11 protein-coding genes and 1 pseudogene are annotated in these 13,357 nt (G+C 38.1%); 10 read left to right on the forward strand and 2 right to left on the reverse strand.

Features of this window, described 5'->3' with window-relative positions; genetic code table 11:
• Positions 1-116: 116 nt before the first annotated feature.
• The gene (locus I6E85_RS05600; protein ID WP_007582681.1) at positions 117-563 is read right to left on the reverse strand and encodes a DUF3010 family protein; all 447 of its coding nucleotides are present in this window, start codon (positions 561-563) and stop codon (positions 117-119) included.
• Between the two features lie 355 nt (positions 564-918).
• On the opposite strand from I6E85_RS05600, the gene thrS reads away from it, so the two are divergent.
• From thrS to I6E85_RS05650, 10 genes and pseudogenes are all read left to right on the forward strand, one after another.
• Positions 919-2,829, forward strand: a complete 1,911-nt coding sequence (thrS, locus tag I6E85_RS05605; RefSeq protein ID WP_007582683.1) for a threonine--tRNA ligase — start codon at positions 919-921, stop codon at positions 2,827-2,829.
• Between the two features lie 59 nt (positions 2,830-2,888).
• Positions 2,889-3,449: a translation initiation factor IF-3 gene (gene infC / locus I6E85_RS05610; protein ID WP_002960714.1), complete on the forward strand. Its 561-nt coding sequence runs from the start codon at positions 2,889-2,891 to the stop codon at positions 3,447-3,449.
• 212 nt (positions 3,450-3,661) lie between these two features.
• A complete protein-coding gene (rpmI, locus tag I6E85_RS05615) occupies positions 3,662-3,862 on the forward strand; it encodes a 50S ribosomal protein L35 (RefSeq protein WP_002960713.1) in 201 nt (66 codons plus the stop codon).
• Positions 3,863-3,877: 15 nt separating this feature from the next.
• On the forward strand, positions 3,878-4,237 hold the full coding sequence (rplT, locus tag I6E85_RS05620; RefSeq protein WP_002960711.1) for a 50S ribosomal protein L20: 360 nt from the start codon (positions 3,878-3,880) through the stop codon (positions 4,235-4,237).
• Between the two features lie 486 nt (positions 4,238-4,723).
• Complete coding sequence (locus tag I6E85_RS05625) at positions 4,724-6,541, forward strand: M14 family metallopeptidase (RefSeq protein ID WP_197236702.1); 1,818 nt, start codon at positions 4,724-4,726, stop codon at positions 6,539-6,541.
• Position 6,542: 1 nt separating this feature from the next.
• Positions 6,543-7,184: pseudogene (locus I6E85_RS05630) on the forward strand (MBL fold metallo-hydrolase).
• Between the two features lie 107 nt (positions 7,185-7,291).
• Positions 7,292-7,750 carry an Lrp/AsnC family transcriptional regulator gene (locus I6E85_RS05635; RefSeq protein ID WP_007375323.1) on the forward strand — a complete coding sequence of 153 codons (459 nt, stop codon included), beginning with the start codon at positions 7,292-7,294 and terminating at the stop codon, positions 7,748-7,750.
• 128 nt (positions 7,751-7,878) lie between these two features.
• Positions 7,879-9,435 carry a SulP family inorganic anion transporter gene (locus tag I6E85_RS05640; RefSeq protein WP_024590134.1) on the forward strand — a complete coding sequence of 519 codons (1,557 nt, stop codon included), beginning with the start codon at positions 7,879-7,881 and terminating at the stop codon, positions 9,433-9,435.
• A 249-nt stretch (positions 9,436-9,684) separates the two neighbouring features.
• The gene (locus I6E85_RS05645) at positions 9,685-10,761 is read left to right on the forward strand and encodes a sensor histidine kinase (RefSeq protein WP_007582687.1); all 1,077 of its coding nucleotides are present in this window, start codon (positions 9,685-9,687) and stop codon (positions 10,759-10,761) included.
• Entirely contained in the window at positions 10,754-11,578 is an 825-nt protein-coding gene (locus I6E85_RS05650; protein ID WP_007582688.1) for a LytTR family DNA-binding domain-containing protein, read from the forward strand. Before I6E85_RS05645 ends, I6E85_RS05650 begins: the two co-directional genes overlap by 8 nt.
• Positions 11,579-11,646: 68 nt before the next feature.
• Here I6E85_RS05650 and pyk read toward each other — a convergent pair whose 3' ends face one another.
• Positions 11,647-13,083: a pyruvate kinase gene (gene pyk / locus I6E85_RS05655; RefSeq protein WP_007582689.1), complete on the reverse strand. Its 1,437-nt coding sequence runs from the start codon at positions 13,081-13,083 to the stop codon at positions 11,647-11,649.
• Positions 13,084-13,357 lie beyond the last annotated feature (274 nt).

Genomic DNA, 13,357 nt, shown 5'->3' on the forward strand with positions numbered 1-13,357 from the left:
AAGAGAAGTGCAGTTAGACTAATGTATTATTAGATTAATAAAATCTAATCATGTTTTTTAGATACAAAAAAACGCGTCTTACACTGTAAGTACGCGTTTTTAAACGAGCAATAACTTTACATTTCGTCGCTGCGGTATGTTTTTTTCATTATGTAAACGTAAGCGTTTACAAAAGCATTTTCTTGGTACTTTTTAAGGCCTGTTTCTTCAAAATCAATAGGAATAGGATTACGCTTTACCTGTTCTTTAATTTCAGTTGTGGTAAATAAACGTACGTCTAAATTGTCGATTAATTGAATCGCAGTTTCCATTTTGAATCCCTTTGCGCTGCCAGCAAATTTACCTTTAGGCTGACGCTCACGGATTGCAACAGAATCAATTTGGTAATCTTGCATTAGTTTTGCAAAATCGAATTGAAATTTACGCATTACTTCAGTGTCGTTACCGTTACCTAAGGTAAAGCGTGTTTGGCGCACATCGCGAATATCAAATACGTCATTATCTTTACTTAAAATACAAAGTAGTACATCACTACCGGTAATTTCTACACCACATGTTCTCATGTCTATTCTCTAAAATAACTTAATTACGCAGTATTATACGCAACACACATTAAAATGCGAGTGTAGGTATAGTTGTAGGTGCGTAATTAGTGCGTTGATGCTTTTATATTTTAATGAAATGATTTTTTTTGCTCTAAAAGTTACATTTTGTGCTCAAAACGGGTGGATTTCACCCCTTAAAACTTGTAATTAAATGCGCAGCACGCGACAATATATCTTTGTAGATGAATAGACTCTGCATCTACATTTATTAGTCAATGCTTATTCGTAAAAGCGTTGTCGAGTCATTCTCATTTAATTTATTAAAAATACACGTGATACATTGTAGGTGTCACCACTGTAGCAAGGATTTATAATGCCAGTTATTACTCTTCCAGACGGAAGTCAACGTAGTTTTGAAAACCCTGTAAGCACGCTTGATGTTGCAAACGATATTGGCCCTGGTTTAGCTAAAGCGACCATTGCGGGTCGTGTTAATGGCGACCGTGTTGATGCATGTGATTTAATTAGTGAAGACTCTCGTCTTGAGATCATTACCGCTAAAGACGATGACGGCCTTGAAATCATTCGTCACTCTTGTGCTCACTTAATTGGTCATGCAGTTAAGCAACTTTTCCCAGACGCAAAAATGGCAATTGGTCCTACCATTGATAACGGTTTTTACTACGATATCGATATGGAACATTCATTATCACAAGATGATCTTGAAGCAATTGAAAAGCGTATGCTGCAACTTGCAAAAACCAACTACGACGTAGTGAAAAAAACAGTAAGCTGGCAAGAGGCACGCGATACATTTGAAGCGCGTGGCGAAACATACAAAATAGAAATACTGGACGAAAATATCGCTAAAGATGACCGCCCAGGGTTATATCATCACGAAGAATATGTAGACATGTGTCGTGGACCTCACGTTCCTAACATGAAATTTTGCCAAAACTTCAAAATAATGAAAGTTGCGGGTGCATATTGGCGTGGTGATTCAGAAAACAAAATGCTACAACGCATTTACGGCACAGCGTGGGGCGATAAAAAGCAACTTAAAGCGTATTTAAAACGCCTTGAAGAAGCTGAAAAACGCGATCACCGCCGTATTGGTAAAGCGCTTGATTTATGGCATTGGCAAGAAGAAGCGCCAGGCATGGTATTTTGGCACAACGATGGTTGGAGCATTTACCGCGAGCTTGAAGAATTTGTACGTGAAAAGTTACGCGAATATGAGTACGAAGAAGTAAAAGGTCCAATGATGATGGACCGTTCACTTTGGGAAAAATCAGGTCACTGGGAAAAATATTCAGAAGCAATGTTTACCACTGAGTCTGAAAAGCGTGAATACGCGATTAAACCAATGAACTGCCCAGGACACGTGCAGATCTTTAACCAGGGTTTAAAATCGTACCGTGATTTACCACTTCGTATGGCTGAATTTGGTTGTTGTCATCGTAATGAACCATCAGGTGCACTACACGGTTTAATGCGTGTACGTGGCTTTACACAAGATGATGCTCACATTTTCTGTACCGAAGAGCAGATAATGGACGAAGTTTCAGCGTGTATTAAGATGGTTTATGATACATATGAAACATTCGGATTTGAGAAGATTGTAGTTAAGCTATCTACTCGCCCAGAACAACGCATTGGTGAAGACCATATGTGGGATAAAGCAGAGCTTGCTTTAGCCGAAGCACTTAAGCTAAACGATATTGAATTTGATTATCTTCCGGGTGAAGGCGCGTTTTATGGTCCAAAGATTGAATTTACTTTATACGATTGTTTAGACAGAGCGTGGCAGTGTGGTACAGTGCAATTAGACTTTGCATTACCGGGTCGTTTAGGCGCTACTTATGTAGCAGAAAATAACGAACGTCGTACACCTGTAATGATACATCGTGCTATTTTAGGTTCTATTGAACGCTTTATTGGCATTTTAACTGAAGAGTACGCTGGTTTATTCCCAACGTGGCTTGCGCCAAAGCAAGTGGTAATTATGAATATTACCGATAAACAGGCTCCTTATGTTAAAGAAGTTGTACAAAAATTAAATAAACTTGGAATTAGAGCCGCTGCTGACTTGAGAAATGAGAAGATTGGCTTTAAAATCCGTGAGCATACACTGAAGCGTATTCCATACTTGCTTGTTGTTGGCGATAAAGAAGTTGAACAACAAGAAGTAGCAGTGCGTACTCGCACAGGTGAAGACCTAGGCAAATTTAATGTCGATGATTTTGTAGCTAAAATTAGCGAAGAAATTAAAAATCGACAGTAAAAATCGAGCGTGTAAGGCATTAACAAACAGCCAATTACACGCTTATATTATTGATATTCTTGGAGGAACGTACTATTAGAGGCGGCAAGAAAGGGCAACAAACAGCTCAAAAAAATCGTATTAACGAAGAAATTACAGCGCAAGAAGTTCGTTTAATTGACATTGAAGGCGAACAAGCTGGAATTCAGTCATTACAAGACGCGCAAACTATGGCCGATGCAGCGGGTGTTGATCTTGTTGAGATCAGTCCAAACGCTGAGCCGCCTGTTTGTAGAATCATGGATTACGGTAAGTTCATCTTTGAAAAAAGCAAAGAACTAAAAGAGCAGAAGAAGAAGCAAAAGCAAATCCAGATAAAAGAAATCAAATTCCGTCCTGGTACGGATGAAGGTGATTATCAGGTTAAGCTTCGCAACTTACGTAAGTTCTTAGAAGCTGGCGATAAAGCTAAGATTACTATCCGCTTCCGTGGTCGTGAAATGGCTCACCAAGAAATTGGTATAGAATTATTAAACCGTATCAAAGCCGATTTAGAAGAACTTGCAGTAGTTGAGTCTTTCCCAAATCGTGTTGAAGGTCGCCAAATGGTTATGATGATGGCGCCTGTTGCTAAAAAATAATTTTTAAGCGATAATACGCACCGAAATTAGCTCAGGTCTGCAAGTAATATGCGAATATTCACCTGAGTTAACCGGTATTAAAGTAAGATTGCGGCATTTATGCTGGGTCTTCACCGGAACATGGCAGTAAGTTAGGCCTAAAAGTGGAGCTATAGAAATATATCTCACGCCTGCTTACTAATTTAAAAGCAATACAATTTGGAGTTATTGCAATGGCTTATAAGCTAAAAAGTCACAGTGGCGCTGCTAAGCGTTTCAAAAAGACTGCTTCTGGCGGTTTCAAGCGTAAACAAGCGCATCTTCGTCATATTCTGACTAAGAAAACTTCTAAGCGTAAGTTACACCTACGTCCTAAGATGATGGTTCATAAAAATGACCATGGTCTAGTTTCACGTATGTTACCGTTCGCTTAATAGGGGTTTTTAGAAATGGCAAGAGTTAAACGCGGCGTTGTCGCACGTGCACGTCACAAAAAAGTTTTAAAACAAGCAAAAGGTTACTACGGAGCACGTTCACGTGTTTACCGCGTAGCTTTCCAGGCTGTTACTAAAGCGGGTCAATACGCTTACCGTGACCGTCGTGCGAAGAAACGTACTTTCCGTCAATTATGGATTGCACGTATCAATGCTGCTTCACGTCAAAATGGTCTGTCTTACAGCCGTTTTATCAATGGTCTTAAAAAGACATCTGTAGAAATCGATCGTAAGATCCTTGCAGATATCGCTGTTTATGACCAAGTTGCATTCGCAGCGCTTGTAGAAAAAGCAAAAGAAGGCCTAGCCGCTTAAGCTTTTTCATATAAGTATTAAAAAGGAGCCTATGGCTCCTTTTTTTGTGCCTGTAATTTAATAACTTACACTTTTTTATAGCTGAGCTAAATCGGCTTTTTCAAATTAATACCCATCTGCTTATATTAGCTCTATTTATCGATAAAAAGATACGTTAGAGCAGGGCGAAATTCACTATTTAGTTGTTCTTGGCAATTGCTCCATCATTACTCACTCTCCTGGATCCATGCAGACGTATATCAGACATTTTTGGCGCTGTTAGCGTCAGATGTAATCCTTTAAATTGATTAAGTATTTTTACGAGTTGGTATAAATAGTAATGTAATGAATTACTGTACATTAATAACGTTATATAGCCTTAAAAGACAGGTGTGAATGAGTGACATGTAATTGGCTGCATTTTTTTGTTGAATCACCGCAGTTTCCTCATTATAAAAAATTTAGTTGATATAATTTATATAATTAAGGCGTTTGTTAGAGAATTTTATGTTTGTAAGTTTACTAGTTTTATCTGCAAGTGTGGCGTATGACGCACACTTACCTCCATTAATTGAGTGGCAGGGGAAAAGCGTAGAGCTTTTACAAAAACAAGGGCCGTTAACTACTGATTTTGAGTTGTCAGAAGGTGAAGCGTCGCCCGATTATGCAAATACAATGGCATTTGTAGATAGATTAGTTGCTGCAAACCCTACTCAGTTTCAATCTCAAACCATTGGCTATAGTAATAGCAAGCGTGCAATAAAAATGTTGATTGCCAGTGAACAAGGTTTTTTTGAAGCAAGGCAAATGGCTAATAGCACTAAGCCAACTATTTTTATCCAGGCAGGAATACATTCTGGTGAAATAGACGGTAAAGATGCCATGTTTATGTTGCTTAGAGATATAGCGACGGGTAAGCGCCGTGACATTTTAAAAAAGGTAAATATATTATTTATTCCTATTTTAAATGTAGATGGACACGAACGTAGTAGTGCATTCAATCGCATCAATCAACGGGGCCCTACAAAAATGGGCTTTAGAACAAATGCTAATAACCTTAATTTAAATCGTGATTTTACTAAATTAGATACCCCAGAAGTTAGAAGTGTTTTAAAGGTTATTAACGACTACAACCCAAATTTATACATTGATGTACACGTAACCGATGGCGCAGATTACCAATACGATGTGACTTATGGCTACAATCCGGTATTTTCAAGCGAGTCGCCTGCGGTATCTGATGCACTAAACCAGTTTTTTAAGCCTCTGATTGACGATACGCTAGCTAAGCAAGGACACATGCCAGGGCCACTTGTTTTTGTTATGGACAAGCGCGACTTTAAAAAAGGATTAGCGGGGTGGGTTGCTACGCCGCGCTTTTCAAATGGTTGGGGTGATTTAAAGTCATTACCGGCTATTTTAGTTGAAAATCATTCATTGAAGCCTTACAAGCAACGTGTATTAGGAACTTACGTATTTTTAGATGGTGCTATTACTGCGCTATCAAAGCACAGTCATGAATTAGCTAATGCAGTAAAAAAAGAACAGGAATTTGTTCCTAAACAGTTAATAGTAAAGCGTGGCTATTCCAAGCAAGCTGATACGATTGCGCAGTTTAAAGGTATTGAGTATTCATCAAGCATGAATGCGCTCTCAGGCCAAAATGAAGTGAAGTATTTGGGTAAAGCACATACATATACCGACTTACCTATTTATTGGCAAAAAGATGTACAACATACAGTTGAAGTACCTAAAGCTTTTTTTATTCCGCCTGTATATCGCAATATTATTAAGAAACTAAAGTTACATGGTGTCTCTATTAATAAACTTGAAGGGGCAAACACACAGCCTTTAAAAGTAGCAAAGGTGGCAGACTACACGTTTGATAAAGCGCCATTTGAAGGCCGTTTTAGAGTGTCAGCAAGTTTTGATTATGTCCCTGCTATAAATGTAGATTTAGATGGTTGGTATCAAGTCAATACTCAACAAAAAGCAGGTGAGCTTGCTGTGCATTTATTGCACCCTGAAGCACCAGATTCGTTTTTTGCATGGGGGGAATTTAATACTATTTTTCAGCGTACTGAGTACATGGAAAACTATGCACTAATTCCGTTTGCACGCCAAATGCTAAAGGACAATCCAAAGCTAGCGCTTAAGTTTGATGAAAAGCTTAAAGATAAATCGTTCGCAAGCGACGCTGATGCGAGATTAAACTGGTTATATGAGCAAAGTTCATTTTATGATCAAGCGTACTTAAAGTACCCAATATTGATGTCATTTGAAGAAGAAGTTGTTATCCCGGATCAAAAAAGTAAAGAAATCTAATATGCAAATTATAACCATACCCGTCACTGCATTTGCACAAAATAGTCGTATTATTTGGTGTAGTGAAACTAAATAAGCCGTAGTCATAGACCCAGGTGGCGACCCTGATAAAATAGTAGCAGCCCTTAATGAGCATAAACTAGAATTAAGTGCTATTTGGTTAACGCACGGGCATTTAGATCATGTGGGTGGGGCTGATATTTTACGTAATCAATTTAACGTACAAATTATTGGCCCACAAAAAGATGAGTACTTCTGGTTTGAAAACTTACCTATGCAAGCACAAATGTTCGGGTTTAAACCCATTGAGCCTTTTTATCCGGATATTTGGCTAAACCATAACGACACCGTGAGCGTAGGTAAACTTAGCTTTTTAGTGAAGCATTGCCCAGGGCATACACCTGGTCATATTGTGTTTTATCAACAAGACTATGAATGCGTTATTGTAGGTGATGTTATTTTTAAAGGCTCAGTAGGGCGAACTGATTTCCCTAAGGGGAACAGCGAACAACTTATAGAGTCGATTAAGACGCATATTCTAACCTTACCTGATAATACTAAAATATTGGCAGGGCATGGGAGCGACACTACGGTTGGATTTGAAAAACAAACAAATCCTTTTGTGAGTGGTAAGTTTGGTTAAGTTACTTATTTGAAGTTTGGCAAACTGCATAAAAATTAAAAATAAGCAGACTGAGTTTTAAAATGGTTGTATAATTTAACCAGTTTATTTGATAAATAAGAAATAAAATGTCTCTAAATCACGTAGATCGCCAAATATTGGCACTTTTACAACAAGATGCTAGTTTATCAACCGCAGAAATTGCTGATAAAGTAGGCTTGTCTCAATCTCCATGCTGGCGTCGAATTGCCAAGCTAGAGCAAGATGGTTATATAAAAAGCAAAGTCGCTCTTTTAGATGAGAAAAAACTTGGCTTTGATATGCTTGTATATGCACATGTGCGTTTATCAAATCACGGTAAAAAGAACCTTGCTGAATTTGAAAAACTTATAATGAGTTACGATCAAGTAACAGAGTGTTACACCATGGCTGGAACAATGGACTTTATGCTACGCATAATTTCACAAGGCATAGAAGGTTATGAGCACTTTGTACGCGATAATTTACTAAGCTTAGAATACGTACAAGAAGTACATTCTAATGTAACAATGACATGTGTAAAACGTAGTACTTCCCTCCCTTTATAAAAGCACTTCTTTTAAAAGCTAAACCTCTTTTAGTTTAGCTTAACCATATAATGACAATTGTTAACTGAGCGCTAATTTGGTAGAATTTAGCGCTTTTTTGATACCCATTACACCATTTGAGGAACTCAATGTTTAACTTACTCAGTAGGGCGCCTAGCTCTGCTAAAAACGATATTCTATCTGGATTAACTGTGGCGCTAGCCTTAGTTCCAGAAGCTGTTGCGTTTGCCTTTGTTGCAAATGTAGAACCTTTAGTTGGTCTATATGCCGCGTTTATCGTTGGTTTAATCACGGCTATATTTGGTGGCCGCCCTGGTATGATTTCAGGTGCAACCGGTGCATTAGCTGTTGTTATGGTAAGTTTAGTGCTTGATCATGGTGTTGAGTATTTATTTGCGACCGTATTGCTCATGGGCATACTGCAGATACTCGCGGGTGTATTTAAACTCGGTAAGTTTATCCGCATGGTTCCTCATCCGGTAATGCTTGGTTTTGTAAACGGCTTAGCTATTGTTATTTTTCTTGCTCAGTTAGGACAATTTAAAGTGCCTGATGGTATGGGCGGACAAGAATGGATGACGGGTAACCCGTTATATATTATGCTTGGTTTAGTGGCTTTAACCATGGCTATTATTCAGTTTTTACCTAAACTAACAACGGCTGTACCCTCTACATTAGTCGCTATTATTACAGTGACCGCTTTAGTCATTGGTTTGGACTTAGAAGCGCATACTGTAGTTGATTTCTTAAAAGGAATGACAGGCGACGAAGCTGCAACAATTGCAGGCGGTTTACCTCAGTTTCATATTCCTATGGTGCCGTTTACTTTCGAAACGCTACAAATTATTTTTCCTTATGCACTTATTTTAGCGGCTATTGGTTTAATTGAATCATTATTAACGCTTAGCTTAATTGACGAGATTACAGAAACTCGCGGTCATAGTAATAAAGAGTGTATAGGCCAAGGCGCTGCAAATATTACTTGTGGTATGTTTGGTGCTATGGGTGGTTGTGCAATGATTGGTCAATCAATGATCAACATTAACTCAGGTGGTCGTTCTCGCTTATCGGGTATAAGTGCTGCATTGATGTTGCTTGCGTTCATCATATTCGCTTCAAGCTTAATTGAGATGATCCCACTAGCTGCACTTGTTGGTGTTATGTTTATGGTTGTATTAGGTACGTTTGAATGGGCCAGCTTTAAAATGATGAAGCGGGTGCCTCTATCAGACGCGTTCGTAATAGTACTTGTATCGGGTGTGACGGTTATTACCGATTTAGCGATTGCAGTATGTGTAGGTGTTATTGTATCTGCATTAGTATTTGCTTGGCAGCATGCTAAGCACATATACACAACTAACTATATTGATGAAGAAGGCGCTAAAGTATATGAGTTACATGGCCCGCTTTTCTTTGGTTCAGTTAAAAACTTTGCAGAGTTATTTGATGTTAAAAATGACCCTAAAAATGTAATTGTTGAATTTAAGCATAGCCGCGTATCTGATCACAGTGCAATAGAAGCAATTGACACACTTGCTGATAAGTACACAAAAGCAGGTAAACAACTTCATTTACGTCACTTAAGTAAAGACTGTACGCAGTTGTTGCATAAAGCACGCGATTTGGTTGAAGTGAATGTGATTGAAGATCCAACATACAAAGTAGCATCAGACGAACTAGCTTAATTTACACAAAGCTATTTATATTTAAAAAGCGAAAGGTGAATAACCTTTCGCTTTTTTAGTGTATCTACTATTTGTTTGCGGTAAGACTATTAAAAAGCAAGGTAGGCTGTAGTGCTATGCAAACTCATAAATCTATATAATAAGACAATCTAATTTTATTAAAATTAGCTACATAGGTAAAAATAATAAAGAATAACAAGCGCCTATTTTATGGAATTAGTCTTTAACTATACGGAGTAAACATCTATTTTGAACTGGCAATCTTTAGTCGATAACAGACAACGCTTTTTTTGGCTTTTGCAAATTGCAGGCTGGATTGGTTATGCGTTAGTAAATTATATTGGCTCTAAAGTATTTGAAATGCGTGATATATACGTATTTGTTATTTTATTAAATGCTTACGCTGGTTGCTTAATGACAGTACCGCTTAGGTATATTTACCGTAAAATTTGGAATGCCTCGCCTTGGGTATTAATGATTGTGGTATTTGGTGCCTCTTATGTAACAGGTACTTTATGGGCTGTCGTTCAAAAATTTAATTTGTGGGAAATATACCGCCATGGTTATAGACCAGAGGAGTGGTTTTATTACCTGCAGCAAGGCTTAGATTCTGTATATATTATTTTATGTTGGAGTGGTTTGTACTTTGGCGTTAAATATTATCAGTTATTACAAAGTGAGCGACAAAAAGCACTAAAAGCCACAACTATGGCACACGAAGCGCAATTAAAAATGCTTAGGTATCAGCTTAACCCCCATTTTTTATTCAATACACTTAACGCTATTTCTACTTTAATTTTGGTTAAAGAAAACAAAGATGCTAACTTAATGGTAGCAAGGTTAAGTGACTTTCTACGTTATACATTAAATACCGATCCAATAAAAAAAGTACCGTTAGAGCAAGAGTTACATGCACTCATGCTTTACTTAGAAATAGAACGTGTACGTTTTGATGAGCGATTAAAGGTAAATGTAGATATAAGCGAGCAGGCTAAAGAGGCTTTAGTACCGAGCTTAATTTTGCAACCTATTATAGAAAACGCGATTAAATATGCTATTGCCCATCTAACAGAAGGTGGAGTAATTGATATAAAAGCACAGGTATTTGCGAATGAGTTATTACTAGAAGTGGGCGACAACGGCCCAGGTACTGACATACTCGATGGTCAATTAGTTAACGCTCAAGGCGTAGGTGTCGCTAATACCAAAGATAGATTAAAAACGTTGTATGAAAATAATTATTCGTTTGTATTATCACATAATACGCCAAGTGGATTAAAAGTTAATCTGCGAGTACCTTTTGAGAAGGCTGTGAAAAATGACTAAAATAAAAACACTCATTGTTGATGACGAACCGTTAGCACGAAAAGGTTTAGCGGTAAGGCTCGAAGAATACTCTGATATTGAAGTAATTAAATTGTGTAGTTCAGGCGCTGATGCAATTGAAATGTGTCAAAGCGAGAAAATTGATTTGGTTTTTTTAGATATTCAAATGCCAGGTATGAATGGCTTTGAAGTAGCAAGAGCCCTTAGCGAAAGCTCAAAAGCATTACCAGCGATTGTATTTGTAACGGCCTTTGACCAGTTTGCTGTAAAAGCGTTTGAAATTCATGCTCTCGATTACATTTTAAAACCCGTTGATGATAACAGACTAAAACAGGCGGTAGAAAAAGTGCATACCTACTTAAAAACGCAGCAAGACAACGCCCATAAGAAAAAACTAGCGAGTTTTGTAGCCGGTATTACTGGTAACAATTGCGAAGAAATACTTAAAAAATTAGCCACTGGCGATATGCTAACAGACAGACGTTACCCAGAATCGCTTGCTGTAAAAGAGCAGGGTGAAATTATTCGTGTACCAGTAGCGACTATCCAATGGGTTGATGCAGCAGGTGACTATATGTGTTTGCACTGTGAAGACGGACAAACGCATATTCTACGTAAAACAATGAAAGAGCTTGAGCAAGAGCTCGACCCTCAGTTATTTGTGCGTGTACATCGCAGCGCAATAGTAAATACAAAACAAATTAGTAAATTGGTTACACAAGTAAGTGGTGAGTATTTATTAGTACTTGAAAATGGCCAAGAATTAAAAGTGAGCCGTAGCTACCGAGATAAGGTTAAAGCGGCATTAGCAAGTTAAAGCCAACGCTTTTATTACAGACACAAAAAATGCGAGCTAAGCTCGCATTTTTTATATTCGGCGTTTAATTATGCAACAGTTACAATTTTCATTGTGTTAGTTGCGCCCACAGTTTCCATTGAGTCACCGTGAGTAATAATTACTGTATCGCCAGACTGTAAAGACCCTTGAGAAACTAAAGTATCAAGCGCGGCTTTTACCATACCGTCTTTTTCAGTTTTTGTAGAATCAAAAAATACTGGGTAAACACCACGATAAAGTGCTGTTTGACCTAATGTACTCGCATGACGTGAAAGCGAGTAGATTGGTAAGCCTGAGCTGATACGCGACATTAATTTAGCCGTACTACCAGATTCAGTAAGTGTGATAATTGCTTTAACAGAATCTAAGTGATTAGCTGCATACATAGCAGAAAGCGCAATTGATTCAGCATTGTTAGAAAAGCGACTATCTAAACGGTGTTTAGAAACGTGCGTTTCTTTTTGCGATTCAGCACCTAAACAAACGCGTGCCATAGTCGCAACTGTTTCTTCAGGATAATCACCTGCAGCTGTTTCAGCTGAAAGCATTACAGCATCTGTTCCATCAAGAACAGCATTTGCAACATCCATAACTTCTGCACGTGTAGGCATAGGGTTATCAATCATCGATTCCATCATTTGCGTTGCTGTTACTACAGTACGGTTTAATGAACGAGCACGACGAATAATTAGTTTTTGCTTGCCCATAAGAGCAGCATCACCAATTTCAACACCTAAATCACCACGAGCAACCATTACAGCGTCAGACGCCAAAATGATGTCATCAACAGCTTCTTGGGTTTCAACGGCTTCAGCACGTTCAATTTTAGCAAGTAACTGTGCTTTTGAACCAGCAGCTTCAGCAAGTGAGCGTACGTAGCGCATATCGTCGCCACTACGTGGGAATGATACGGCAATGTAATCTACGTCAATTTCAGCGGCAGTTATTAAATCTTCTTTGTCTTTTTCAGTAAATGCTGGAGCAGTTAAGCCACCACCTAAACGGTTAATACCTTTATTGTTAGATAAAACACCGCCAACAGTAACTGTACAATGCACTAAATGCCCAGCTACTTCATCAACACTTAATTGAATAAGGCCGTCATTTAGAAGTAGTAAATCGTTAGGGCTTACATCGTTAGGTAATTCTTTATAATCAATACCTACGGAGTTTATGTCGCCTTCGCCTTTTTCCATTTTTGCATCAAGGGTAAATTTTGCACCCACAGCAAGCGTTACTTTACCTTCTTTAAAAGTAGAAACGCGGATTTTAGGGCCTTGAAGGTCAGCAAGGATAGCAATATGCTTGCCTAATCTTTTTGCAATATCGCGTACAGCTTGTGCACGGTCTTTATGATCTTGGGCAACACCATGTGAGAAGTTTAAACGTACTACATTAGCCCCAGCGATAATAATTTTTTCTAAGTTGTTATCTCTATCGGTAGCAGGTCCAAGGGTAGCGACTATTTTCGTGCGTCTTAGCATCAATTTCTCCTGTTTGCTTGGTGAAAGCATGTTGACGTTATTTTGTTGACTTAAAATATCTATATTAGAATAAAATATTTTAGTTATGTGCAAACTTCAAAGGTTTGCCACTATTTTATACAAAACTATTGTGTCATCATTATGACACCGGTGTCAGAATGCGTCAATGATCTTAATTTCAATTAGCTTTGCTTTTAGTCACCCCGAGACCATTGATGTTTGATATAATTACGTAGCTTATTTATCTGTAATAAAAAAGCATGTTGTATTGACT

The sequence above is a fragment of the Pseudoalteromonas sp. NZS71 genome (genome assembly GCF_015864715.1).
Lineage (GTDB): Bacteria > Pseudomonadota > Gammaproteobacteria > Enterobacterales > Alteromonadaceae > Pseudoalteromonas > Pseudoalteromonas arctica.

Excerpts from the sequence above, each read along its gene's own strand:
- I6E85_RS05600 (WP_007582681.1), bottom strand. The coding sequence starts at position 563 with ATGAGAACATGTGGTGTAGAAATTACCGGTAGTGATGTACTACTTTGT.
- I6E85_RS05625 (WP_197236702.1), top strand. The coding sequence starts at position 4,724 with ATGTTTGTAAGTTTACTAGTTTTATCTGCAAGTGTGGCGTATGACGCA.
- I6E85_RS05635 (WP_007375323.1), top strand. The coding sequence starts at position 7,292 with ATGTCTCTAAATCACGTAGATCGCCAAATATTGGCACTTTTACAACAA.
- rplT (WP_002960711.1), top strand. The coding sequence starts at position 3,878 with ATGGCAAGAGTTAAACGCGGCGTTGTCGCACGTGCACGTCACAAAAAA.
- I6E85_RS05640 (WP_024590134.1), top strand. The coding sequence starts at position 7,879 with ATGTTTAACTTACTCAGTAGGGCGCCTAGCTCTGCTAAAAACGATATT.
- I6E85_RS05650 (WP_007582688.1), top strand. The coding sequence starts at position 10,754 with ATGACTAAAATAAAAACACTCATTGTTGATGACGAACCGTTAGCACGA.
- rpmI (WP_002960713.1), top strand. The coding sequence starts at position 3,662 with ATGGCTTATAAGCTAAAAAGTCACAGTGGCGCTGCTAAGCGTTTCAAA.
- thrS (WP_007582683.1), top strand. The coding sequence starts at position 919 with ATGCCAGTTATTACTCTTCCAGACGGAAGTCAACGTAGTTTTGAAAAC.
- pyk (WP_007582689.1), bottom strand. The coding sequence starts at position 13,083 with ATGCTAAGACGCACGAAAATAGTCGCTACCCTTGGACCTGCTACCGAT.